The sequence below is a fragment of the Amycolatopsis samaneae genome (genome assembly GCF_039541975.1).
Classification (GTDB): Bacteria; Actinomycetota; Actinomycetes; order Mycobacteriales; family Pseudonocardiaceae; genus Amycolatopsis; species Amycolatopsis samaneae.
Map to the genome: position 1 here is coordinate 433,298 of NZ_BAABHG010000005.1, position 22,237 is coordinate 455,534.

Sequence of the window (22,237 nt, forward strand, 5' to 3'; positions counted from 1 at the left end):
CTCACCCGTCCGCGCAGCACGTATGGCGGCTCGCGGCCACGTAGTGCGGGTCGTGCCACCAGAACTCGCGGTTCGCCGGATGCTCCGGCGCCGGCGCGACCCGCGCCGGCGCGAGCGCGGCCCGCGCGGTGACGAACGGCGCGAGCAGTTCGTCCACTGTGTACACCAGCCCGTTGCTCACCACCGTGCGCACGTCCGCGGCGCGGGAGATGTCGCGCAGCGGATCACCGCCGACGACGATCAGGTCGGCGTACATGCCGGGCGCGATCCGCCCGAGCGGCTCGCCGAGGAACCGGCCCGGCGCGCTCGTCGCGGTCACCAGCGCCTCGTACGGTGTCAGGCCATGGGCGACCATCGCCCGCAGGTTCATGTGCGTGCTCACCGCGGTGAAGTCGATCGGCGAGTCCGTCCCGGTGACCACCAGCCCGCCGCCACGGATCAGGGCCGCGACCCGCTGCACCTCGTGCGCCAGCACGCGCCGCGCCTTCGTGGTGTCGGCGGTCCGCGCCTTGGCGGCCGTCTCGCGCAGCTTCGCGTACTCCCACTCCGGATACAGCGTCCGCACCCGGTGATCCTCGACCAGACTCGTGTCCTCGGCGTACATCACGACGTTCTGGAACAGGGTCGGCGTCCTGGCCGCGCCCGAGGCGGTGAACAGCTCGGCGTCGTCCCGATATCCCTTGCCCAGCTCCGTCCTCGTGCGCGAGTAGCCGAGCCTGCTCGTCGCGCCCATGTGCTCCATCCCGTCGCCGCCGAAACCGAGCGCGGGGTAGCTGTAGTGCGAGGTCGCCGGGATGCCCCGCTCGTGTGCCCAGTCGATCACCCGCCGCTGCCACTCCGGTGGCAGCCGGACGTAGGCCTTCATCAGGTCGTAGTCCAGCGCCTCGGCCCGTTCGAGTTCGCGTTCCAGCTGCCGCCCGTCGAAGGTCGGGCGCATGAAGTTGTAGAAGATCCGCGAGCCGTCGATCGCCTCACCGGTGGCGAAGTACCGGGGCGCCACCCGGGCGCCGGACTGGACGGACTCGCGGGCCTCGACCATGTGATAGGCGGGGCTGCCCGGCGAGCGGGTGGTGGTGAAACCCAGCGAGAGCCACAACCTGCCCTGCCGGTCGCCGTAGGCATAGCCCTGCATCTCGCGGTGATGGTGCATGTCGATCAGGCCCGGCAGGACGACGGAGTCACGCGCGTCGACCACCTTCGCGTCCCACGTGTCACGCCGTGACTCGACCGCGGCGATCCGGTGCCCCTCCACCAGGATGTCGACCTCACGGCGCAGCCGGTGGCTTTCGCCGTCCCACAACGCTCCCGCGCGGATCACCGTCCGGCCGCGGGTGCGCACGTTCGTCCAGCTCAACGGAACCGCCACGGTGCGCGGGGCACCGCCGTCGGCGGACACCATCCGCAGCCGCCCACCGGAAAGGTAGAGCAGCTCCCGGGAATCGCCGCTCCAGCTCGGCGCGTCGGTCAGCTCGTCGGTGACCCGGCGTGGCGCGCCCGCCGGGGTCCCGTCCGGATGGACGTCGAGCACCCACAGCACACTGGCCATCGCGAACGCCATCCGGCGGCCGTCCGGGGAGAACACCGGGCCGTCGTCGCCCCGGGTCTGGATCGACCGGTCCGGGATCGGGTCGGCGTAGCGGCCCGCCCCGGTCGCGACGTCCACGAGCAGGATCTTGCTGAGCCCTTCCCGGAACCGCGCCGAGTACGGCTTGACCGCCGCCATCGCGATCACCCGGCCGTCGGCCGACCAGCTCGGCCTGCCCGGCTCGAACGTCGCGGCATAGACCTTCCGCACCGCCCCGGTGGCGACCTCGACGGTGTACAGCGCGCCGGTCTGGTCCAGGAACGCCAGCCGCGCGCCGTCCGGGGACCACGAGCCCGAGACCGCGGCCGCGCCCGGCAGGTTCGTCAGCTGCCGGTCCCGCCCGGTCGCGAGCTCACGCAGCCAGAGGTCGAGCTTCCCGCCGCGGTCGGTGGAATAGGACAGGTACCTCCCGTCCGGGGACCACGCGGGATCGCACTTCCACCAGTGATCCCCGGTCAGCGGCTTCGGCGCCGAGCCGATGCGCATGGTGTAGATGTCGTTGAGCGCGCGGAAGGCGACCTGGGAACTGTCCGGTGACAGGACAGGGCTGCCGATCCCGGCCACCGGCCGCGGCCGGGTGGAGTCGAAGTCCCGGCGCCGTTTGCGGTACCGGGGCCGGGTTACCGTCACGGCCGCGGTGAAAGCGATTTCTCGCGCGCCGGGGTGATCAAGCGAACGGCGCCGGATCACGCCGTCGGCGGTGTAGACGTACTCGCGGGGCCCGGCCCAGGACACCGGGAACGGGAAGACCTCCTCGCCGGTGAACAGCGGCTTCCCGGCACGCGCCAGATGCGAGTCGCCGTTCGGGACCTGTCGCTGGAAGACCAGGTCCGCGCCGTCCGGCGTCCACGAGGGCGCGCGCACGGTGTGCTCGGCGGGGACGGTCACCACGGTGGTACGCGCCCCGTCCGCGAGCGTGACCACGTCGATGCGGCGGTACCCGACGACGACCGCGAGCTTCGATCCGTCCGGGGACCAGGCCGGTTCGGACTCCTGGTCGTCGCTACGGGTCACCGCCGAGGACGTGCCGGTGGCCACGTCGAACAGGTGGATGCCGTAGCTGCCGCCCTCGGCGTCGGAGGAGTAGGCGATCTTCGTCCCGTCCGGGGAGAACCGCGGCTCCCGGTGGTCGTAGGGGCCGTGGGTGAGCTGCCGGAGCCCGGAGCCGTCGGCCCGGATCGTCCACAGGTTGAACACACCGTCCCGATAGGACTGGAACACCAGCGTCGCACCGTCCGGCGCCCAGTCCGGCAGCGCGATATCGGCCAGATCCCCGGTCAGCCGGCGCGCGCGGCCGCCCTCGGCGGGGATCACCCACAGCACCCCGGCCGCGTCGAAGGCGATCGCGCGGCCGTCGGGAGAGATCCGCGCGGCCATGCCCGTGCCCTCGGACAACGTCACCGGAATACCGTCCGGTGGACGGCGCTCGTCCGGCGCGGCCAGCGCATCCGGTGCGGTGGCCGCCACCTCGATCCCGGACACCGCGGCCGCACCGGCCACACCCGCCAGGAAACCTCGCCGATTCAGCGCAGCCATTCCGGACCCCCAGTCCTCGCCGCTCCGTCACTTGCCTTTCTTCTCTACACGCTGAGCGACGAGGCGACTACCCCTTCGAGCGAAGGCGGCGGCTCAGCCGAGCAACGCGGCCAGGACCGCCCCGGGGTCGTTCTCGGGCGAACCGGACGGCCACCACACGCCGTCCTCGGCCCGATAGGGGTACCAGCGGCCGTCCCGGCCCGCCCGGATCTGGACGCCGGCGCCGGCCACGGTGCCGCGGTTGCGCTCGAACTCCAGCTCGACGTCACGGTCTTCGGCCACCTCCGCCAGCGCCGCCCGCGCCCTGGCGAGCACCGGCTTCGGCGGGGACCACACCGACTCCAGGACGTCCAGGCCACCGCGTCCGCCGTGGGTCCAGGCCGCGACCGCGCGGGGGAAGTCCTCCCCGGCGTCCTCCCGCAGCCGCGCCGCGGCGGCGGTGTCCGGGAACGTCGCGGCCAGCCGCACCGCGTCGTGACGCCGGTTCGGCTTCGGCGCGCCGGACAGCACCGCCTCGGCCGCCGCTGCGGCGTTGGCCGCCAGGAGGGCGAACGTCGCGGCCGGGATACCCGGCGCGTCGGGCACGTCGGGGCCCCCGCGCGGGGTGAAGGCCGCCAGGTCCGGCAGCGGCGGGACGGGCCTGGCGAAGGCGTCCGCGGCCGGGACGTCCTCGTCGGTGCCGGTGGCGCGGACGAACCGGGGCGCGTTGCGGCGCTGCAGCTCGTCGAGCACCTCCCGCTCCCCCTTGCCCCGGACGAGCAGCAGGACGAACGGATCGGCGTCGAGCAGCCACGACACCTGGAACGACAACGCCGCCGCGTGCCGGCACGGCAGTTCCCAGCCGGGGCAGTCGCACTCCGGGTCGAGGTCGCCGATCCCCGGCAGCAGGTGCACCCCGGCGTCGTCGGCGGCCTCCACCAGATCGTGCGGCATGTCGCGGTCCAGCAGCGCGGCCAGGTGCCCGGCCCGGGAGGCGACCCGGTCCAGGAACCGTTCCCAGTCCACATCGGACAGCTCGGCCAGCCGCAGCCGGGTCCGGTAGGGGCCGCCGTCCACGTCGTCGACCGGCGCGGCGATCAGGCCGGGACTGACCGTGATCGGCCCGACCAGCCCCGCCGCGGCGTACTTGCGGCCACGCTTGAGCTGCCGGAGATCGAGCGCGGTGTCCTCCATCGCCGACAGCCACGTCCGGCCCCACCACGACCGGGCGAACTGACCGCGGGCGGACTGGGCGCCGAACGCCGGGAACCCCCGTACGTCGTCGGTCATCGGGACCTCCTCAGTTCCACCAGCTCGGTCAGCTCCGCGTCGGACAGTTCGGTCAGCGCGGCCTCCCCGCCGGAGAGCACCGCGTCGGCGAGCGCCCGTTTCTCCCGCAGCATCCCGGCGATCCGGTCCTCCACCGTTCCCTCGGCGACCAGCCGATGGACCTGCACCGGCCGGGTCTGCCCGATCCGGTACGCGCGGTCGGTCGCCTGGTCCTCCACCGCCGGGTTCCACCACCGGTCGTAGTGCACGACGTGGTCGGCGCGGGTCAGGTTCAGCCCGGTGCCCGCCGCCTTGAGCGAGAGCAGGAACACCGGGACCGCCCCGTCCTGGAACCGGCGGACCAGTTCCTCCCGGCGCGCGACCGGGGTGCCGCCGTGCAGCAGCTGGGCACCGATCCCGCGGTCGGCGAGATGCCGTTCCAGCAGCCGCGCCATCGCCACGTACTGGGTGAACACCAGTACCGCGCCGTCCTCGGCGAGGATCGTGCCCAGCAGCTCGTCGAGCAGTTCGAGCTTGCCCGACCGTCCATCCACAGTGGACTCGCCGGGTTTCTCCCCGAGGAACTGCGCCGGGTGGTTGCAGATCTGCTTGAGCCCGGTGAGCAGCTTGACGATCCGCCCGCGCCGGGCCATGCCGTCGCTGGCCGAGATCTCCGCCAGCGACTCGCGCACCACCGCCTCGTACAACCCGGCCTGCTCGGCGGTGAGCGTGACCGGCCGGTCGGTCTCGGTCTTCGCGGGCAGCTCCGGCGCGATGCCGGGGTCGGACTTGCGCCGCCGCAACAGGAACGGGCGCAGCAGCCGGGCGAAACGCTCCGCCACGACGGGATCACCGGACTCGATCGGCCTGGCCCACTGCCGCCGGAACTCGGGCAGCGCGCCGAGCAGGCCCGGCGTCGTCCAGTCCAGGATCGCCCATAGCTCCGACAGGGTGTTCTCCACCGGGGTGCCGGTCAGCGCGACCCGCGCCGAGGCCGGCACCGACCGCAGCGCCTTCGCCGTGCCCGACCGGTGGTTCTTGACGTGCTGGGCCTCGTCGGCGACCAGCAGCCCCCAGCGCACCGCGGCCAGCGGCGCCGGGTCGACCCGCAGGGTGCCGTAGGTGGTGAGCACGAACCCGCCGTCGAGCCCGGCCAGCGACCGCGCGCCACCGTGGAACCGGCGCACCGGCGTGCCGGGCGCGAACCGCTCGATCTCCCGCTCCCAGTTACCCAGCAGCGAAGCCGGGCAGACCACCAGGGTGGGCCCCGCCTCCGGTGACTCCGCCGCGCGGTGCAGGTGCAGCGCGATCAGCGTGATCGTCTTGCCCAGCCCCATGTCGTCGGCCAGGCACCCGCCGAGCCCGAGCGCGGTCTGCGTCGCCAGCCAGCGCAGCCCGCGCAGCTGGTAGTCCCGCAGCGACGCGGCCAGGCCTTCGGGCTGCGGGAGCGGCTCGGGCGCGGCCGAGAGCCGCTCCCGCAGTTCGTCCAGCCAGCCCTCGGTGACCACCTCGACGTGCTCGCCGTCGATCTCCGCGGTCCCGCTCAGTGCCACCCCGAGCGCGTCGACCGGCGTCAGCGGTTTGAGCATCCGGTCGCGCGCCTTCGCCGCGAGCGCCGGATCGACCAGTACCCACCGGTCCCGCAACCGGACCATCGGCCGCCGCGACTCGGCGAGCGCGTCCAGCTCCGCCGCCGTCAGCACCTCGCCACCGAGCGCCAGCTGCCAGTCGAACGCCAGCGCCCGCCCACCGCCGAAGAACGAGGGCAGGTCTTCCGGTGGCGCGCCCCGCGCGCTGATCACCGCGCGGGCGGTGAGACCCCCGGCCACCTCGGCGGGCCAGTGGACCTCGATCCCGGCCGCGCCCAGCCGCGGCGCCGCCGCCGCGATCAGCTCCCCGATCTCCTCCTCGCGCAGATCGAGCTCGTCCGGGACCGCCGCGGCGAGCAGCGGCTCCAGCACGGGCCACACCCGCACACCCCGGCGCAACGCCAGCATCACGTCGATCCGGGCCCTCGGCCCGAAATCGCCCTCGCCCGCCCACAACCGCGCGGCGTCGGCGACCTGCGACGGATCGGCGAGGCTGTGCACCTGGACGACCGCGCGATACCGCCCGGCCGCCGGATCCCCGCCGGGAATCTCGACCCGCAGCGAGACCCGGATGCCCGAATCCAGCCCGGCGGAGACCTCGTCGGCCAAGTCCCGCAGGCCGGTGGCGTCCTGGGCGGGGCCCGCGGCGTAGCGCCGCTCGCCGGTCGCCGCCGCGGCCGCCGGGGTCCTGGGCAGGGCGTCGACGACGGCGTCGAGGAACGCCCGCAGCAGCGGATACCGGGCGGGCAGCCGGGCCTCGTCTCCGGTCACCGGCGCGGCGTGTGCCTCCGGTGGCATCGCGTCGGCCAGCTCGCGCAGCCAGGCCACCTCCGCCGCTTCCAGCGGCCCGGCTCGCCACGCGTCGTGCCCCGCCGCGGACACCCCGGGCAGCAGCCGCCCGGCCGAGGCGAGCCGCAGCGCCGCGCGCGCCGCCGTCGCCCAGAACCGGACGGCGGGAGACGGATCCTCGGCCGCCAGCAGCACGGGTAGTGCTTCCAGGACCGGAACGCGCCGCGCCGCGACCGCGCGGGCCTCGGGTGTCGCCACTCGCAGCGTCTCGGTGTTTTCGGCCGGGCTCGTGCCGAGATCCCAGAACACGATCTTCCCCAGGCGGGGCGGATCGGCTGGCTCGAACAGTGCGGATTCCCGCGAAGTCATCCCACCCCATTCTCTGTACGTCGTACGGCGAACAGGCTAACATATCTCCGTACGGTGTACAAAAATGTGATGGGCGGGATAACGCACGTGAGCACGGAGTACAGCGGCAGTGGCGATCCGCGACGCACCATCGAACTGCTCTGGGGCGTCGACGGCCCGCCGCGCCGCGGCCCGAAACCCAAGCTCTCGGTGACCGATGTCGTCCGCGCGGCGATCAAGCTCGCCGACGCGGACGGCATCGGGGGCGTGTCCATGCGCCGGGTCGCCGACGAACTCGGCGTCTCCCCCATGTCGCTCTACACCTACGTCCCCAGCCGCGCCGAACTGATCGACCTCATGCTCGACCACGCCCACGCCGAGCTCGCCCCGGTCGAACCCGGCACCCACTGGCGCGTGGCACTCACCGAGATCGCCGAGGACACCTGGCGGATGTATCACCGCCACCCCTGGATGCTCCAGGTCGTCACCGGCCGCCCGACACTCGGACCGCACACCTTCGCCAAGTACGAACGCGAACTCGCCGCCATCGACGGCATCGGCCTCGACGACCTGGAGATGGACGCGCTGACCACCCTCGTCAACGGCGTCGTCCAGGGCTTCGCGCGCGGCTCGGTGGAAGCCGCCCGGCTCGTCAGCCACAGCGGGATGACCGACGACCAGTGGTGGGCGGCCAGCGCGCCCGTGCTCGCCGAGATCCCCGCCGCCGACCCCGCCAACTACCCCCTCGCCGCCCGCGTCGGCACCGTCGCCGGGCAGACACACGGCGCCGCGGCCAGCCCCGCGCACGCCCTCCGCTTCAGCCTCGCCCGCATCCTCGACGGCATCGAAACCCTCATCACCGACCGCGAGGAGCACACCGCGTCCGGCTAAAGTGGACGGATGCGGTTGCTGTGCGCGTTCGTCGGGGGATACGGCCACTTCCAGCCACTGGTGCCGATCGCGCGTGCCGCGGCCGCCGCCGGGCACACCGTCGCCTTCTCCGGCCCGCCACTGATGCTCCCGGCGATCGAGGCCGCCGGGTTCCCCGGCTTCCCCGCCGGCCCCGACTTCGACAGCACCGGCGCCCGCAAACCGCTGCTCCCGGTCGACCGCGAACGCGAAGCGGATGACCTCCGTGAGGGCTTCGCCCGTCGCGCCGCCCCCCAGCGCGCCGACGACCTGCTGCCGCTGTGCGCCGCATGGAGGCCGGACCTGATCCTGTGCGACGAGCTCGACTTCGGCGCCATGATCGCCGCGGAGCGCCTCGGCCTGCCCTGCGCGACCGTGCTCGTCGGGGCGGCCGGTACGTTCGTCCGTCCCGAAAACGTCGGTCCCGCGCTCGACGAGTCCCGCGCCGCGTATGGCCTGCCCGCCGACACTCCGCCCGGGATGGGCGCGCGGCAGCTGGTGCTCAACCCCTTCCCGCCGTCCTTCCGCGATCCGCGCTGCCCGCTGCCGCCGACGGCACGGAGTTTCCACACCGCGCCCGTCCCCGCCGGACCGCGTCCGCACTGGCACACCGAGGGCCGCCCCACCGTGTACTTCACCCTCGGCACGATCTTCAACACCGAATCCGGTGACCTGTTCACCCGCGTCCTCGACGGCCTCGCCGAACTCCCGGTCACCGCCGTCGTCACCGTCGGACCGCTCATCGACCCCGCCGAGTTCGGCCCCCGGCCCGCGCACCTCCACCTCGCCCGCTACCTGCCGCAGCACGAGGTCCTCCCGCACTGCGACGCCGTCGTCACCCACGCCGGATCGGGCAGCGTGCTGGGCGCGCTGACCCACGGCCTGCCCCAGGTGGTCATCCCGATGGGAGCCGACCAGCCGGACAACGGCGACCGGGTGACCGCGCTCGGCCTCGGCCACGTCTTCGACCCGGTCACCGTCACGCCCGCCGACATCCACGACGCCGTCACCTCGGTCCTCGAGGACGACCGCTACCGCCGCAACACCGCCCGGCTCGCCGCCGAACTCGCCACGCAGCCCCCGGTGTCCGACACCGTGTCCTGGCTGGAAGGACTCCTCGCCGCGAGATAGTTTCACTCCGCTGTCGGTCCGCCGGTGTCCCGTTCGTCGAACCATCGACCGGACACACCGGCGACGGAGGGGAGCAGATGGCGACGGACGTCGAAACCGCGGTCGCGGGCGCCTTTCGCGAGGAGTGGGGCCAGGTCGTGGCCACGCTGATCCGCATGACCGGCGACTGGGACCTCGCCGAGGAATGCGCGCAGGACGCCTTCGCGCTCGCCCTGCGCACCTGGCACCGCGACGGGATCCCGGCCCGGCCCGGCGCCTGGCTTACCACCGCCGCCCGCAACCGCGCCATCGACCGGATCCGACGCGAAACGGTCGGCGCCGGAAAGCTCCGAGAGGCGGCCCAGATGCTCCTCCCCGACCCAGATCCCGACGACAGCGGCGACTCGGGCGTTCGCGACGACCGGCTCCGGCTGATCTTCACCTGCTGCCACCCCGCGCTCGCGGTCGAGGCGCAGGTCGCGCTCGCCCTGCGTACCCTGACCGGGCTCAGCACCGCCGAGATCGCCCGCGCCTTCCTCGTCCCCGAACCCACCATGTCCCAGCGCCTGGTCCGGGTGAAACGCAAGATCCGCAACGCGGGCATCCCCTATCGGGTACCGCCCACGCACCTGCTGCCCGAACGCACCACCGCCGTCCTCGGCGTCCTCTACCTGCTGTTCAACGAGGGCTACTCGGCCAGCGCCGGACCGGACCTGCTCCGCCCCGACCTCGCGGCCGAGGCCATCCGCCTCGCCCGCGTGCTCGCCCGGCTCATGCCCGACGAACCCGAAGCGCTCGGCCTGCTCGCCCTGATGCTGCTGCAGCACGCGCGCCGCGACACCCGCGTCGGCCCGGACGGCACCCTCGTCCCGCTCGACGAACAGGACCGCGGCCGGTGGGACGCCGGGGAAATCACCGAAGGCACCACCACGCTGGAGACCGCCCTGCGCAGGCGACGGCCGGGGCCCTACCAGATCCAGGCGGCCATCGCGGCCTGCCACGCCACCGCGGCGCGCCCCGCCGACACCGACTGGCCGCAGATCGCCGGCCTCTACGACGAACTACACAAGCACACCCCGACCCCGGTCGTCGAACTCAACCGCGCCGTCGCCGTCGGCATGGCCGCCGGACCGGCCGCCGGTCTCGCGCTGACCGACCGGCTCGCCGCCGACGGCGTCCTCACCGGATACCACCTGCTCCCGGCCACCCGCGCGGACTTCCTCCGCAGGCTCGGCCGCCACGCCGAAGCCGCCGACGCCTACCGGGACGCGCTCGCACTGGCCGGGACAGCTGCCGAACGCAGCTACCTCACCCGCCGACTCGCCGGCCTCGGCACCACAGACCCCGGCGAAAACTCCTCCGCCGAGGTGTCGGTCCCGGCCGATCCCGTACGTCGGATCGACGACCGAACCAAAACGGAGGGACGGACGTGACCGCCGAGCACCCGGCCGCGCGCCTCCACCAAGGCCCCGGCCTGCATTGAAAGGATCACGCGATGCGCTACCTGCTCATGATCTGCGGCGACGAGACGGCCGCCGAGCACCAGCACGACGGCTGCGGCGGCTGGAGCGAGGAAATGCAGCGCCGCGGCGTCATCCTCGACGGCGCCGGGCTGCGCCCACCGGGCGACGCCACCACCATCCGGGTCCGCGGCGGCGAGGTCCTGCTCAGCGACGGCCCGTTCGCCGAGACCAAGGAACAGATCGGCGGCTACTGCCTGATCGAGTGCGCCGACCTCGACGAGGCCATCGACATCGCCGCCCGCCACCCCGCCGCCGGGTACGGGACCATCGAGGTCCGCCCGGTCCTGACCCCCGACCACCCCTGACCGAGGAGCGACCAGCCATGCCGTCCTTTGTGGACCGTCCGGCTCAGCACTACGTCGGCGCCCGCGCCACGATCGCCGTCACCGAGTTCGCCACCATCGCCGACCAGATCCCGCGGATCATCGGCCTGCTCGCCCAGCACGGGCTGGCCCCCGCGGGCGCGCCCTTCTTCCGGTACCTCGTCATCCACCCCGGCATGCGCTTCACCGCCGAAGCCTGCGTCCCGGTCGAGGGTGAGTTCACCCCGGAAGCCCCGCTGATCACCGGCGTCGTGCCCGCGGGCAAGTACGTCCTCAGCACCTACGTCGGCCATCCCGACGGGCTGTTCGGCGCCACCAAGGCCGTGCTCGACTGGGGTGCCGCCGAGGGCGTCCGCTGGGACAGCACCGAGGCCGAGGACGGCGAGCACTGGGCCGGACGTCTCGAAGTCCTCAACACCAACCCGCTCGAACAGCCCGACCCCACCCAGTGGTCGACCGACCTGCTCTTCCACGTCGCCGAGTGACCGACCGTCCGTGGGGGCCTCCTTGAGGGAGCCAGAGTCCCTCAAGGAGGCCCCCACGGACCTTCACCGACGGGCGAGCAGGGCGCCGACCAGGCAGCCGAAGCCCGCCGTCGACGTCACCGCGCGCACCACGTTCCAGCGCACCCACACCGTCTCGAACCGCGACCGCAGTTCCTCGAACGACGCCGAACCGTCCGCCGCACCCGCCTCGAGCGCGTTGTTGAGCGGCACGTTGACCACCCCGGTCACGATCAGCGTCACCAGCAACAACGCGAACCCCGCCAGCACCCACGGCAGCGCCGAACGCAGGTCCGCGCGCAAGTGCAGCGCCCCGGCCACCGCCGCCAGCAGCGGCGCGCCCAGGAACGTCGCCATGAACCAGCCGTTGAGGATCGCGACGTTGATCCCGCGCATCCCCTCGACGAACGTCTTCGCGTCGCCCCGTGCCAAACCGGGCATGACCGAACACGCGTAGGCGTAGAACAGCCCCGCCGACAGACCGGCCGTGATCGTCGCCGCGACCAGCACGATGACCCCCACCGTAGGCATGGCACCTCTCCTTTCCGCTGACATGTCCCCAGTCAATCGCCTCCGAATGAGACGATCCATAGTTCAGCAGCTCATATCCATGCGCCAGCGTCTACCATGGACTCATGGATCCCCTCGCCGCCCTCCTGGACGGCCCGCGCGCCCGCGGCGCGTTCCTCCTCCGATCGGTGCTCACCCCGCCCTGGTGCCTGCGGATCGAGGACCGCGCACCGCTCACCCTGGTCGCCGTCGTCCGCGGCGTGGCCTGGATCGTGCCCGACGACGCCGACGGCGTCCGCCTCGGCCCCGGCGACCTCGCGGTCGTCCGCGGGCCCGATCCCTATCTCGTCGCCGACGACCCGGCCACGCCCCCGCAGGCGGTCATCCTCCCCGGCCAGGAATGCCGCACCCCCGACGGCGAGCACCTCACCGACCTCGGCGACGTCGGCGTGCGCACCTGGGGCTCGGGCAGCGACGGCCCGCTGGTCATGCTCACCGGCACCTACCCGGTCGCCGGCGAGGTCAGTCGCCGCCTGCTCGCCGCGCTCCCGCCCCGGCTCGTGCTGCGCGCGAGCGACTGGCAGAGCCCACTGGTCCCGCTGCTCGCCGAGGAGATCGGCAGGGACGTCCCCGGCCAGGAAGCGGTGCTGGACCGCCTGCTCGACCTGTTGCTGATCGCCGCGCTCCGCACCTGGTTCGCGCAGTCCGGCGACCGCGCGCCGGCCTGGTACCAGGCGCACGACGACCCCGTCGTAGGCCAGTCACTGCGGCTGATGCAGGACCAGCCGGACCGGCCGTGGACGATCGCGGAGCTGGCCGCGCACAGCGGCGTGTCCCGCGCGGCGCTCGCCCGCCGCTTCACCGCCGCCGTCGGCGAGCCCCCGATGTCCTACCTCGCGGGCTGGCGGCTCGCCCTCGCCGCCGATCTCCTTCGCCAGCAACCCGGGTCGACACTCGGGGCGGTGGCGCGGAAAGTCGGCTACGGCAGTTCGTTCGCGCTCAGCTCCGCGTTCAAGCGCGAGTACGGGCAGAGTCCGCAGCACTACCGGGCGTCGGCTCAGTAGTCCTTGACCGTGATCGCGTTCGCGGCCGCGGTCCGGACCGCGAGGTTCGCCTGCGCGCCCCGCTCCTGGGTGGCCAGCGCCTGGTTCGCCGCGACATAACCGGCCATTTCCCGCTGGTAGCTCCCGAATCCGGCGCGCGGGTCGGCCGCGGCCGCCAGCTCCCCGGCCAGCACGTAACCGCCGACCAGCGCGAGGCTGGTGCCCTGACCCGCCATCGGCGAGGCACAGTGCGCGGCGTCGCCGACCAGCGCGATCCGGCCGGTCCACCAGTCGTCCATCCTGATCTGGCACATCTGGTCGAAGTAGAAGTCCGGCGCCCGCCACATCGCTTTGAGCATGCGGGGCACCTCCCAGCCGGCCCCGGCGAAGTGCGCGGCGAGAAACTCCTTCTGTCGCTGGACATCTCGATGGTCCGGGGTGTCCGGCGTCGAACGGAAGTTGAGCAGCACCCGCGCCTCGGTGTTGTGCCGGGCGCTCATCAGCACGATCAGGCGATCCTCGGTCCGCAGGCACGTCTGCCAGTAGTCGAGACGCAGGAAGTTCTCCGCGGTGAAGATCGCGATGTGCCTGCCCAGCGGGTGGCTGAACCGCGCCTCCGGGCCGAAGGCGAGCGCGCGCACCCGCGAATGCGCTCCGTCCGCGCCGATCACCAGGTCGAACCGGCGCGGCCCGGCGTGCTCGAAGGTGACCATGACCCCGTCGGCATCCTGCGTCAGCGTGGCGACGGAATCCCCGAACACGAACTCCGCGGACGACCCGATGGCCTCGATCAGGATCGTCCCCAGGTCGTCGCGCATCAGCTCGACGTCGTCGTTGTCGATGACACCGCCGGTCAGGGTGGCCTCGGTGTCACGGCTCAGCTCGACGCCGTCCGCGTCCACCACGCTCATCCCCCGCAGCGCCGTCCTCGCCCGCCGCACCCGATCGAGCAGCCCCATGCGGTCGACGACCTCCAGCGCCGACCCTCGGATGTCGATCGCCTGCCCACCGGCCCTCGGTGCCGGGGCGCGCTCCACCACCGTCACCCGCCAGCCGCGCCGCGCCAGCCAGTACGCCGCCGACAGACCGGCAACACCGGCCCCCGACACCAGGACGTTTCCCGCCTTCATGTGCTCTCCCATCGCTCGGCCCCCAGGCCCAGATCGACTGTACGGCTGTCTCAGAATTCTGTCTAGAACAGATGTGCAAGACGCTCGTCTCAGCCATCCGCTACCATGCCGACCATGGGAAACCGGGAAGACCTGCTGGCCGGCGCGCGCCGTTGCCTGGAGTCGAAGGGGTACGCGCGCACGACGGCACGCGACATCGCGACGGAGGCGGGCACCAGCCTCGCCGCGATCGGCTATCACTTCGGCTCGGTGCAGACACTGCTCAACGCCGCGATGATCCAGACTCTCAGCGAGTTCGCGGACTCGCTGCAGGACACCCGGCGACGGACCACCGGCGGCACCGCCGCCCCCGCCGAGCTCCTCACCGCCGTGCTGGCCGACACGAGCGAACACTTCGCCGAGCACCGGCAGCTGTGGCGCGCGTTCTGCGAAGCGGCGATCACCGCCGGGGAATCCGCCGAAATCCGGGAAGAACTGGGCAAGGGCCTGGGACTCGGCCGCCGGGGCATCGCGGCCGAGGTGCTGGACGTCGACGAGGACACCGTGGACGACGAACTGGCACGCACCGTCGGCGCGTTCGGTCTCTGCCTGGTCAGCGGCCTGCGGCTCCAACTGCTGATCGACCCGGACCAAGCGCCCGGCGCCGAGGACCTGCTGGCGGGCATGCGCCGGGTCCTGGCCCAGCGAAGCGAACCGGGCACCGGCGAGACGGAAGCCGGATAGGTTGCCGGAATGGACGATGTCGCCATCCGCCCCGCCGAGGACGACGAACTGGCTGCCGTAGCGGAACTCCGCTGGCGGCGGGTCCTGGAGAACGGGGAAACCCCGGTCACCACATCCGGCGAGTTCAAACGCCAGTTCCTGGCCTGGGCGCGGCACAACGCCTCCACCCACCACTGCCTGGTCGTCGTGCGCGACGGGGTCGTGCTCGGCATGGCCTGGCTGGCGGTCACCCCACGCGTGCCGATTCCCGGCGCGCTCGAACGGGCCTCCGGTGACGTGCAGTCCGTGTACGTGCTCCCGGAGGAACGCGACCGCGGGCTCGGCGGGCGGTTGATCGCGAAAACGCTGGAGCTGGCCCGGAAACTGGGAGTGGAGCGCGTGACGGTGCACTCCACCGCCCGAGCGGTCAGCGCCTACTCCCGGGCCGGTTTCGCAGTGTCACCCGAGCTGCTCCAGATCCGTCTCACGCGGCCCGGTGCGCCGTCGACGTGACGTGCTCGCCGCCGACGCACCGGAGCAGGTGAGGGCTCAGGCCGGCTCCGCGCCGAGCATGCGGTCGTTCATGAACTGCCGAGCGGCGCCGATGTCGCGGGTCTTCTCGTCGTCCATCATCGCCATCATCTCGGCGTCGGCCTCGCCCGCCGCCTTCGCCCGCGTCAGCATGACCTTCTCGAAGGCACGAACCGCGTCGTCGAGCACGTCGTGCGTGGCGACGGCCGTGGCCAGGTCGGCCCCGTCGATGAGGGCGAGGTTCGCCCCGATTCCGTGCGGTGGCAGGAGATGCGCGGCGTCGCCGAGCAGCGTGACACCCGGCACGTGACCCCAGCTGTGCCCGGTCGGCAGCACGTGGATGGACCGGTTCGCGAATCCGCCGTCGCTGCGGCGGAGCAGATCCAGCAGGCCCTCGTGCCAGCCCTCGAACCGCGTCAGCAGGTGCGCGCGCACCGCTTCGGTGTCGGCGAGGTCCAGACCGGCGGCCTCGTGCCAGTCGAGCGGGACGCCCTCGAGCTCGGCGTACACGCGGACGTGCCCGCCACTGTTCCGCTGAGCGCCCAGCATCCGCGCGCCCACCCCGGCGACCAGGCTGCCGCGGCCGATCAGGTCCGCGAGCGCGGGATGCCGGGTGTCGACGTCGTCGAGGAACGTCTCCACCAGCGTGGTGCCGGTGTAGGAGGGCGTGGCGGCCGACAGCACCGGGCGGGTGCGTGACCAGGCACCGTCGGCCCCGACCACGAGATCGAAGACTTCCGTTGTGCCGTCACCGAAACGCACGCGGGCGGTGCCGTCCTCCTGCGCGGTGACCCCGTCCACCGGGTGTCCCCAGTGGACGGTGCCATCGGCGAGGGAGCCCAGCAGCAGCTCACGCAGCTGACCGCGGTCGATCTCCGGCGCGAAGTACTCGTCCTCGCCGGGTTGTTCGTGATGGACGAGCGCGAGGGTGACCGGGTCCACCGCGCGCAGCTCCTGGGCTTCGGGGCGGGCCACCGCGCGGAACTCGTCGAACAGGCCGACACTGCGCAGTGCGGCCTGCCCGGTGGGTGCGTGCAGGTCGAGCATGCCGCCCTGCCAGCGCGCGAAGGCCGAGCCCTCGCGCTCGAACACGGTCACCGAACGGCCGTGGACCTGCAGGCCGCGCGCGCAGGCCAGGCCGCCGACACCGGCTCCGATGACCGCGATGCGGGGAGAGTTCATGGTTTCTGGGTCCTTCCGGGTCGAAGTGCCGAACCAGGAAAACACGTACTACTTCAAACATGCAACGGATTAACTCTTTGAGTACTACACCATTGCTGGGGTACGGTGCCGACATGGAAAACCAGCCCGGACGTCGCGAACGCAAGAAGGCCCAGACCCGCAAGGCGCTGGCCGACGCCGCGCTGGAGCTGTTCCTCGCCCGCGGCTACGACCAGGTGGCGGTCAAGGAGGTGGCCAACGCCGCGGACGTCTCGGTCACCACCTTGTTCAAGTACTTCCCCACCAAGGAAGCCCTGGTCTTCGACCTCGACGCGGAGATCGAGACCGGGCTGATGGCTGCCGTCCGCGAACGCGCTCCCGGCCGGTCCATCCCCCGGGCCCTGCGGGAGCACATCCTGAACTGGGTGGACGAGGTCACCACCTCCCCGCACACCGAGGCGTTCACGCGCCTGATCGAACAGACCCCGGCACTACGCGCCTACGGCGCCCGCATGTGGCTGCGCCACGAAACCACGCTGGCCCGCACGATCGCCGCGGACATCGGGGCGCCGGAGGAGGACGTCACCTGCGCCGCCCTCGCCCGGTTCGCCCTCGAATCGGTCGACCTCGCCCGCCGCTACCCGGACGCGCCCCAGGCGCTCGGCCCGATCTTCGACCTGCTCGAACGCGGCTGGTCGGCGGCCCGGCCGTGAGTGCCTACCGGCCGCCGATGAGGGCGTTGCCGAGCGGGGTGCGAGTGTAGAAGGTCTGCCCGGCATGGCGGGCTTCGGTGATGAGGTCGTTGTCGCGCAGGACGGCGGCGTGGCGGGACAGTTGTGAGGCCGAGATCCCGGTCCGCCGGTGGATGACGCGGGTCGGGGTGGCGATGGTGATGGCGAGCAGGACCGCCGCACGGGTGGGCCCGACGAGTTTCGCCAGCGCGTGGTGGTCTGTCGCCGGTGGCGGGTCGTGATTCAGCGGATAGACCAGGACAGGCGGCAGGGCGGGATCGACCAGCGCGACCGGCATGCCGGAGCAGAACCACGACGGGATCAGGGTCAGGCCCCTGCCCTGGAGTTCGATGGTGAAGTTCATCGGGTAGGGGGTTTCGAGCACGCGGTCGCCGGGATGCCAGATGGTGGTCGGGAGGAGGTTGGCCAGCATGGCGCCGACACCGTGGGTGGCGAGGATGCCGGTGAGGCGGGTGTGTTCGGTGGTGGTCCGGGCCTGGATGGCGGGCCAGGAGGGGGCGAGCGCGGTGGCGAAGTAGTCGCGCAGGGTGCCACCGAGCAGGTGGAGGGCATGGGGGTCGCCGGTGGCGAGGTCGCTGCCCCAGGTGGGCGCTCCGCTGCGGGTGGTCAGCTCGTCCAGTTCCCGCCCGATCTGTGCTCGCGGGGTGGACAGCACCGTCTCCAGGCCGGGTTCCAGCCCGTGCAGGCCGGTGTGCGGGGTGAGGAAATCGGGGAAGTAGGAGGAGATCGGCGCCAGCGGCAGCAGATGATCACGCACCCGGCGGCCAAGGGCCCGGCCGGACAGACAGGCCAGGGTGTTGGTTCGCCACCGCAGGACCTCGGCAGGGGCGAGCGGGCCGCGGGTACCGGAGGGCCTTCGTCGCTGTAACCGGTGCAGGCTCAGCACGAGATCCCAGAGAGCGTCCGGCCTTCCCGATATCCGGGTACGTGCCAGATCCTCCCGGGTGAAACGGATCAGCAACCTCGCCGCTCCCCCGAGCGTGGCCATACTCCTTACTGTGCGCGCGTCAAGTCTCTTGCGCCAGGGTGCAAAAGTGTGTACTTCCCGTACCGGCGCCGGGAAAAATAATGGCCGGAAATTCTTGGCAACTTCACCTTGAGAGGTAGTGGCGCAATGAATCCGTTCACGCGAGATCGGGGTCGAAGAAATCATATTTCAAGGTCGACATGGCGAAGGATCGTGCTGCTCGCGGTCGCCGTCGTCAGCCTGTTCGTCGTTCCGGCGACGGCGACAGCGACGGCCGCGCCGGGCCAACCGGCCGCGCCGTATTCCTGCCGGGTCGACCGCGGCGGTCAGGTCGGCTGGGCCATCGACTGTAATGCGATCTGGGACATTCCGTGGTACCACGGCCGCAACGAAACCATCGTCGTCGGCACCGACTTCAAGATCTACCACACGTTCCAGCTCACTCCTGGCGGCGCGTGGAGCACGTGGGGGGTACTTCAGGGCGGCGAGGCCAACCACTCGACAATCGACGTCACGGTCGAAATGTCGCCGTGGCCCGGGACGACCAGCGCGAAGATCAGGGTCTACGGCACGAGGCCGATGAACGGTAGCTGGTATTACTGCGACCTGGGAAACGGGAGCGCGTGGAACGGGTGGCATTCCTGCTAGCCGGCACCTTCGCGCAAATGAGACACGACCCGTTTGAATGATCGAAGGCCGCACTACGGCGCGAGCGCGACCAGCGCCTCGCCCGTGGCGGCGTCGAACGGCACCGAACTGTGCTCGTGGACGATCCGCCAGACGCCGGCTGTCGCGCGGAAACCGACCGTGGACCGCACCCACATCGACACCGCGGTGCCGTCGGTCATGGTGCCGCGCACCTGGAAGACATAGTGCGCGAACGCGATCCCGTCCGACGCCGCGACCTCGATGTGCCGGATCGTCAGGGTGATCGGCCCGTCATAGGCCGCGAACCACGCGACCAGGCGGGCCCGTTCGGCCGCCACCCCGCGCTCGCGCAGTTCCCCGACCGCGTCGAACAGCACGACGTTCTCGTCGTACCGGCCGAGCAACGCGGCCACATCCTTGGCGCGCACCGCCTCCGCCCGCGCCCGCACCAGGTCGGTGATCTCCGCGACGACGTCCTTGCCGGTCATGTTCCCGTCCCCCTTCACGCCTCAAGTTCGGCGCCGAGCTTGTCGAGCCAGTCGCCGGTGCCCTGCTCGCGCCAGGCCGGTTCCTCCGCGCCGTCGAGGAACGTCCCCTGCTCGGTCAGTACCAGCCGGGTCCCCTCGCCGTCCGGGGCGAACTCGACGGTGGTGAGCGACATCGTGACGATGGTGTCGTCGGCGCTCATCGTTCCGGAGTAGGCGATCCGCTCGTCGGCGACGATGTCGTGAAAGGTCGCGTCGAACGTCAGCAGCGGACCGCCCTCGGCGTTCCTGCCGCGGTTGACTTCGCGCCCGCCGACGCGGAAATCCAGCTCGTGGTGCTCGGCGCCGAACCAGCGGGCCTTGGCCGCGACATCCGACCACGCGGCGAACACCCGGGCGGGTGGGGCCGGGTACCGGCGTTCGAGGCTGAACGTGGCGTGCTTGACCGAACGAGTCATGACGAACTCCTACTCCTGCGGTGGTTCCGGCTCGGCGAGGACCTCGCCGAGCCGGTCGAGCCGGTTTTCCCATGGCGTGCGCTGCCCGCCGAGCCAGTCTTCGGCGACCCGCAGCGCGGCCGGTTCGACCCGGCAGGTACGTACCCGGCCGGCCTTTTCCGACCGGACGACACCCGCCGACTCCAGAACTTGCAGATGCTGCACGACCGCCGCGAGCGACATGGTCAGCGGCGCGGCCAGCTCACTCACCGACGCCGGTCCGCGAACCAGGCGCTCCACCAGTGCTCGCCGCGTCGGATCCGCCAGCGCCTTGAACACCTGGTCGAGGTCATACTTAAGCATGTACTTAAGTTATTGCCACCATGGACAGAAAGTCAAGGAGTTGCTTAAGTTTTGTCAGCGCGGCTCGGCGGGCGGGTCCTCGTCGATCAGGAGCGTGCGCTGCGCCCAGGCCACGTCGCGCCACGCGCCGTGCTTCCAGCCGATGCGCCGATAGGTCCCCACCGGCTCGAAGCCCATCGCCCGGTGCAGGCCCACGCTCGCGTCGTTGGGCAGCGTCATGCCCGCGACAGCGGTACGGAAGCCGCGCTCGGCAAGGCGGTCGAACAGCGCCGTGTACAGCGCGCGGCCGCCGCCGGTACGCCGCCGTCCGCGTTCGAGGTAGACGCTGACCTCGCAGGACCAGCGATACGCGGCGCGGTCCTTGAACGGCCCGCCATAGGCGTAGCCGGCTACCTGGCCGTCGTCTTCGAGGACGAGCCAGGCGTGTTTCTCGTTCGCTGCCGCGATGCGCCGGGCCATCTCCGACGCCGTCGGCGGCTCGGTCTCGAACGTGATCGTGGTGTCGATGACATATGGGGCGTAGATCGCGGCGCACGCCTCGGCGTCCGACGTGGTGGCGTCACGGATTTTCAGGTTCGCGGCAGGCATGGCTACTATAGTAGCCACGGTTGGCCCTATAGTGGCAACCATGTCGGACCCGCTCTCCGCGTCGCTCGCCGCGACCCTGCACGCCGCCCGTGTCGAACGCGATCTCTCCGTCACCGTGCTCGCCGAACGCTCCGGCGTGTCCCGGGCCATGATCGGCAAGATCGAACGCGGCGAGGCGCAGCCGACCGCGGTGCTGCTCGGACGGCTGTCGGGCGCGCTGGGCATGACCCTGTCCGAGCTCGTGGCCCGCGCCGAGGGCGGCGACCGGCGGCTGGTCCGCGCGGCCGATCAGCCGCGGTGGACCGACCCCGCCAGTGGTTACCGTCGCCGCGCGATCTCGCCGACCATCGGCGGGCCGCTCGAACTGGTCGAGGTCGAACTGCCGCCGGGCGCCGAAATCCCCTTCCCCGCCGAGACCTACACCTTCCGCCATCAGCAGATCTGGGTACTGGAGGGACATCTGCGGTTCCGTGAAGGCGAGGTCGAACACGAACTCGACGCGGGCGACTGCCTCCAGCTCGGCCCGCCCGCGCCCTGCGCGTTCGTCAACCCCACCGGCGAGACCTGTCGCTATCTGGTCGCGCACACCCGGCGGCACGCCTGACGGAATTCCCCCGCCGCGGCCTCAGTGACCGGCGGCGGAACTCCCCTGCTCGGACTCCCGCCCGGCCGCCTTCGGCTTGCGGCGGGTGAGCACCAGCGGCCCGTCCTCCGTGATGGCGACCGTGTGCTCCGAGTGCGCCGTACGCGAACCGTCGGCGGATCGCAGCGTCCAGCCGTCGGGGTCGTAGGTGATCTTGTCCGTGGTGCGCGCGAGCCAGGGCTCGATGGCGATGGTCAGTCCCGGGCGCAGCTTGAGACCCCGGCCGCGGCGGCCGTCGTTGGACACGTGCGGCTCCCCGTGCATGGTCCGCCCGATGCCGTGCCCGCCGAACTCGAGATTGACCGGATAACCGAACTCCCTCGCCACGTCACCGATGCTCGCCGAGATGTCGCCGAGCCGGTTGCCCGGCCGGGCCGCTTCGATCGCGGCTTCGAGCGCCACCTCGGTGGCACGGATGAGCCGGAGATCCTCTTCGGCGGGCGTACCCACGATGAAGGAGTACGCGGAGTCGGCGACCCACCCGTCGATGCCCACGGCCATGTCGGCGGTGACCAGGTCGCCGTCGCGCAGCACGTAGTCGTGCGGCAGCCCGTGCAGGACGGCGTCGTTCACCGACAGGCACACGACGTTGCGGAACGGCCCCCGCCCGAACGACGGGGCGTAGTCCCAGTAGCAGGATTCGGCGCCGCGGTCCTTGATCATTTCCCGGGCCCGGTGCTCCAGGTCGAGAAGGTTGACGCCGACGTCGGCGAGCTCGGCCAGTTCCGAAAGCACGCTCGCGACGAACTCGCCGGCGATGTGCATCTTCGCGATCTCCGCGGGAGATTTGAGCTCGATCACGACAGCCTCTCTG

The 22,237-nt window shown here is 71.8% G+C and carries 23 protein-coding genes; 11 read left to right on the forward strand and 12 right to left on the reverse strand.

Going from position 1 to position 22,237, the window contains the following annotated elements:
- Position 1: 1 nt before the first annotated feature.
- From ABD987_RS15445 to ABD987_RS15455, 3 genes are all read right to left on the reverse strand, one after another.
- Positions 2 to 3,121 (reverse strand): amidohydrolase family protein, encoded by a 3,120-nt coding sequence (locus tag ABD987_RS15445; RefSeq protein WP_345392717.1) that lies wholly within the window; start codon positions 3,119 to 3,121, stop codon positions 2 to 4.
- 93 nt (positions 3,122 to 3,214) lie between these two features.
- On the reverse strand, positions 3,215 to 4,390 hold the full coding sequence (locus ABD987_RS15450) for an SWIM zinc finger family protein (protein ID WP_345392720.1): 1,176 nt from the start codon (positions 4,388 to 4,390) through the stop codon (positions 3,215 to 3,217).
- The gene (locus ABD987_RS15455) at positions 4,387 to 7,116 is read right to left on the reverse strand and encodes a DEAD/DEAH box helicase (protein ID WP_345392723.1); all 2,730 of its coding nucleotides are present in this window, start codon (positions 7,114 to 7,116) and stop codon (positions 4,387 to 4,389) included. The genes ABD987_RS15450 and ABD987_RS15455 overlap by 4 nt, the downstream gene beginning before the upstream one ends.
- A gap of 69 nt (positions 7,117 to 7,185) precedes the next feature.
- Here ABD987_RS15455 and ABD987_RS15460 point away from each other — a divergent pair, with 69 nt between their 5' ends.
- From ABD987_RS15460 to ABD987_RS15480, 5 genes are all read left to right on the forward strand, one after another.
- A complete protein-coding gene (locus tag ABD987_RS15460) occupies positions 7,186 to 7,986 on the forward strand; it encodes a TetR/AcrR family transcriptional regulator (RefSeq protein ID WP_345392726.1) in 801 nt (266 codons plus the stop codon).
- 9 nt (positions 7,987 to 7,995) lie between these two features.
- Positions 7,996 to 9,135 (forward strand): glycosyltransferase, encoded by a 1,140-nt coding sequence (locus ABD987_RS15465; protein ID WP_345392729.1) that lies wholly within the window; start codon positions 7,996 to 7,998, stop codon positions 9,133 to 9,135.
- 77 nt (positions 9,136 to 9,212) lie between these two features.
- Positions 9,213 to 10,547, forward strand: a complete 1,335-nt coding sequence (locus tag ABD987_RS15470) for an RNA polymerase sigma factor (protein ID WP_345392732.1) — start codon at positions 9,213 to 9,215, stop codon at positions 10,545 to 10,547.
- Positions 10,548 to 10,609: 62 nt separating this feature from the next.
- On the forward strand, positions 10,610 to 10,942 hold the full coding sequence (locus ABD987_RS15475; protein WP_345392735.1) for a YciI family protein: 333 nt from the start codon (positions 10,610 to 10,612) through the stop codon (positions 10,940 to 10,942).
- Between the two features lie 17 nt (positions 10,943 to 10,959).
- Complete coding sequence (locus tag ABD987_RS15480; protein ID WP_345392738.1) at positions 10,960 to 11,445, forward strand: GyrI-like domain-containing protein; 486 nt, start codon at positions 10,960 to 10,962, stop codon at positions 11,443 to 11,445.
- Positions 11,446 to 11,508: 63 nt separating this feature from the next.
- On the opposite strand, the gene ABD987_RS15485 is transcribed toward ABD987_RS15480, so the two are convergent.
- Complete coding sequence (locus ABD987_RS15485; protein WP_345392741.1) at positions 11,509 to 11,994, reverse strand: anthrone oxygenase family protein; 486 nt, start codon at positions 11,992 to 11,994, stop codon at positions 11,509 to 11,511.
- Positions 11,995 to 12,098: 104 nt separating this feature from the next.
- Between ABD987_RS15485 and ABD987_RS15490 the strand changes: the two genes are divergently transcribed.
- Entirely contained in the window at positions 12,099 to 13,037 is a 939-nt protein-coding gene (locus ABD987_RS15490) for an AraC family transcriptional regulator (protein WP_345392744.1), read from the forward strand.
- Here the strand turns inward: ABD987_RS15490 and ABD987_RS15495 are convergent.
- A complete protein-coding gene (locus tag ABD987_RS15495; protein WP_345392747.1) occupies positions 13,031 to 14,146 on the reverse strand; it encodes an FAD-dependent oxidoreductase in 1,116 nt (371 codons plus the stop codon). The genes ABD987_RS15490 and ABD987_RS15495 overlap by 7 nt on opposite strands.
- A gap of 114 nt (positions 14,147 to 14,260) precedes the next feature.
- On the opposite strand from ABD987_RS15495, the gene ABD987_RS15500 reads away from it, so the two are divergent.
- Both ABD987_RS15500 and ABD987_RS15505 read left to right on the forward strand, forming a co-directional pair.
- On the forward strand, positions 14,261 to 14,869 hold the full coding sequence (locus ABD987_RS15500) for a TetR/AcrR family transcriptional regulator (RefSeq protein WP_345392750.1): 609 nt from the start codon (positions 14,261 to 14,263) through the stop codon (positions 14,867 to 14,869).
- A gap of 9 nt (positions 14,870 to 14,878) precedes the next feature.
- Entirely contained in the window at positions 14,879 to 15,361 is a 483-nt protein-coding gene (locus tag ABD987_RS15505) for a GNAT family N-acetyltransferase (RefSeq protein ID WP_345392752.1), read from the forward strand.
- Positions 15,362 to 15,397: 36 nt separating this feature from the next.
- Here ABD987_RS15505 and ABD987_RS15510 read toward each other — a convergent pair whose 3' ends face one another.
- Positions 15,398 to 16,561: an FAD-dependent oxidoreductase gene (locus ABD987_RS15510; RefSeq protein WP_345392755.1), complete on the reverse strand. Its 1,164-nt coding sequence runs from the start codon at positions 16,559 to 16,561 to the stop codon at positions 15,398 to 15,400.
- Positions 16,562 to 16,674: 113 nt separating this feature from the next.
- On the opposite strand from ABD987_RS15510, the gene ABD987_RS15515 reads away from it, so the two are divergent.
- A complete protein-coding gene (locus tag ABD987_RS15515; RefSeq protein WP_345392758.1) occupies positions 16,675 to 17,253 on the forward strand; it encodes a TetR/AcrR family transcriptional regulator in 579 nt (192 codons plus the stop codon).
- Positions 17,254 to 17,257: 4 nt separating this feature from the next.
- On the opposite strand, the gene ABD987_RS15520 is transcribed toward ABD987_RS15515, so the two are convergent.
- Positions 17,258 to 18,280 carry a helix-turn-helix domain-containing protein gene (locus ABD987_RS15520; RefSeq protein WP_345392761.1) on the reverse strand — a complete coding sequence of 341 codons (1,023 nt, stop codon included), beginning with the start codon at positions 18,278 to 18,280 and terminating at the stop codon, positions 17,258 to 17,260.
- A 192-nt stretch (positions 18,281 to 18,472) separates the two neighbouring features.
- Between ABD987_RS15520 and ABD987_RS15525 the strand changes: the two genes are divergently transcribed.
- A complete protein-coding gene (locus ABD987_RS15525) occupies positions 18,473 to 18,907 on the forward strand; it encodes a hypothetical protein (RefSeq protein WP_345392764.1) in 435 nt (144 codons plus the stop codon).
- Between the two features lie 53 nt (positions 18,908 to 18,960).
- On the opposite strand, the gene ABD987_RS15530 is transcribed toward ABD987_RS15525, so the two are convergent.
- From ABD987_RS15530 to ABD987_RS15545, 4 genes are read right to left on the reverse strand one after another with little or no spacing between them, the layout of a single operon-like run.
- Positions 18,961 to 19,395 carry a YybH family protein gene (locus tag ABD987_RS15530; RefSeq protein WP_345392767.1) on the reverse strand — a complete coding sequence of 145 codons (435 nt, stop codon included), beginning with the start codon at positions 19,393 to 19,395 and terminating at the stop codon, positions 18,961 to 18,963.
- Between the two features lie 14 nt (positions 19,396 to 19,409).
- On the reverse strand, positions 19,410 to 19,850 hold the full coding sequence (locus tag ABD987_RS15535; RefSeq protein ID WP_345392770.1) for an SRPBCC family protein: 441 nt from the start codon (positions 19,848 to 19,850) through the stop codon (positions 19,410 to 19,412).
- 9 nt (positions 19,851 to 19,859) lie between these two features.
- The gene (locus tag ABD987_RS15540; RefSeq protein ID WP_345392773.1) at positions 19,860 to 20,192 is read right to left on the reverse strand and encodes an ArsR/SmtB family transcription factor; all 333 of its coding nucleotides are present in this window, start codon (positions 20,190 to 20,192) and stop codon (positions 19,860 to 19,862) included.
- Positions 20,193 to 20,246: 54 nt separating this feature from the next.
- On the reverse strand, positions 20,247 to 20,780 hold the full coding sequence (locus ABD987_RS15545; RefSeq protein WP_345392776.1) for an arsinothricin resistance N-acetyltransferase ArsN1 family B: 534 nt from the start codon (positions 20,778 to 20,780) through the stop codon (positions 20,247 to 20,249).
- Between the two features lie 40 nt (positions 20,781 to 20,820).
- Between ABD987_RS15545 and ABD987_RS15550 the strand changes: the two genes are divergently transcribed.
- Positions 20,821 to 21,384 carry a helix-turn-helix domain-containing protein gene (locus tag ABD987_RS15550; protein WP_345392779.1) on the forward strand — a complete coding sequence of 188 codons (564 nt, stop codon included), beginning with the start codon at positions 20,821 to 20,823 and terminating at the stop codon, positions 21,382 to 21,384.
- 21 nt (positions 21,385 to 21,405) lie between these two features.
- Here ABD987_RS15550 and map read toward each other — a convergent pair whose 3' ends face one another.
- Positions 21,406 to 22,224 (reverse strand): type I methionyl aminopeptidase, encoded by an 819-nt coding sequence (gene map, locus ABD987_RS15555; protein ID WP_345392782.1) that lies wholly within the window; start codon positions 22,222 to 22,224, stop codon positions 21,406 to 21,408.
- Positions 22,225 to 22,237 lie beyond the last annotated feature (13 nt).

Bases quoted from the DNA above. Each gene is read 5' to 3' on its own strand.
- ABD987_RS15445 (WP_345392717.1), bottom strand. From the start codon at position 3,121: ATGGCTGCGCTGAATCGGCGAGGTTTCCTGGCGGGTGTGGCCGGTGCG.
- ABD987_RS15450 (WP_345392720.1), bottom strand. From the start codon at position 4,390: ATGACCGACGACGTACGGGGGTTCCCGGCGTTCGGCGCCCAGTCCGCC.
- ABD987_RS15455 (WP_345392723.1), bottom strand. From the start codon at position 7,116: ATGACTTCGCGGGAATCCGCACTGTTCGAGCCAGCCGATCCGCCCCGC.
- ABD987_RS15460 (WP_345392726.1), top strand. From the start codon at position 7,186: ATGGGCGGGATAACGCACGTGAGCACGGAGTACAGCGGCAGTGGCGAT.
- ABD987_RS15465 (WP_345392729.1), top strand. From the start codon at position 7,996: ATGCGGTTGCTGTGCGCGTTCGTCGGGGGATACGGCCACTTCCAGCCA.
- ABD987_RS15470 (WP_345392732.1), top strand. From the start codon at position 9,213: ATGGCGACGGACGTCGAAACCGCGGTCGCGGGCGCCTTTCGCGAGGAG.
- ABD987_RS15475 (WP_345392735.1), top strand. From the start codon at position 10,610: ATGCGCTACCTGCTCATGATCTGCGGCGACGAGACGGCCGCCGAGCAC.
- ABD987_RS15480 (WP_345392738.1), top strand. From the start codon at position 10,960: ATGCCGTCCTTTGTGGACCGTCCGGCTCAGCACTACGTCGGCGCCCGC.
- ABD987_RS15485 (WP_345392741.1), bottom strand. From the start codon at position 11,994: ATGCCTACGGTGGGGGTCATCGTGCTGGTCGCGGCGACGATCACGGCC.
- ABD987_RS15490 (WP_345392744.1), top strand. From the start codon at position 12,099: ATGGATCCCCTCGCCGCCCTCCTGGACGGCCCGCGCGCCCGCGGCGCG.
- ABD987_RS15495 (WP_345392747.1), bottom strand. From the start codon at position 14,146: ATGAAGGCGGGAAACGTCCTGGTGTCGGGGGCCGGTGTTGCCGGTCTG.
- ABD987_RS15500 (WP_345392750.1), top strand. From the start codon at position 14,261: ATGGGAAACCGGGAAGACCTGCTGGCCGGCGCGCGCCGTTGCCTGGAG.
- ABD987_RS15505 (WP_345392752.1), top strand. From the start codon at position 14,879: ATGGACGATGTCGCCATCCGCCCCGCCGAGGACGACGAACTGGCTGCC.
- ABD987_RS15510 (WP_345392755.1), bottom strand. From the start codon at position 16,561: ATGAACTCTCCCCGCATCGCGGTCATCGGAGCCGGTGTCGGCGGCCTG.
- ABD987_RS15515 (WP_345392758.1), top strand. From the start codon at position 16,675: ATGGAAAACCAGCCCGGACGTCGCGAACGCAAGAAGGCCCAGACCCGC.
- ABD987_RS15520 (WP_345392761.1), bottom strand. From the start codon at position 18,280: ATGGCCACGCTCGGGGGAGCGGCGAGGTTGCTGATCCGTTTCACCCGG.
- ABD987_RS15530 (WP_345392767.1), bottom strand. From the start codon at position 19,395: ATGACCGGCAAGGACGTCGTCGCGGAGATCACCGACCTGGTGCGGGCG.
- ABD987_RS15535 (WP_345392770.1), bottom strand. From the start codon at position 19,850: ATGACTCGTTCGGTCAAGCACGCCACGTTCAGCCTCGAACGCCGGTAC.
- ABD987_RS15540 (WP_345392773.1), bottom strand. From the start codon at position 20,192: ATGCTTAAGTATGACCTCGACCAGGTGTTCAAGGCGCTGGCGGATCCG.
- ABD987_RS15545 (WP_345392776.1), bottom strand. From the start codon at position 20,780: ATGCCTGCCGCGAACCTGAAAATCCGTGACGCCACCACGTCGGACGCC.
- ABD987_RS15550 (WP_345392779.1), top strand. From the start codon at position 20,821: ATGTCGGACCCGCTCTCCGCGTCGCTCGCCGCGACCCTGCACGCCGCC.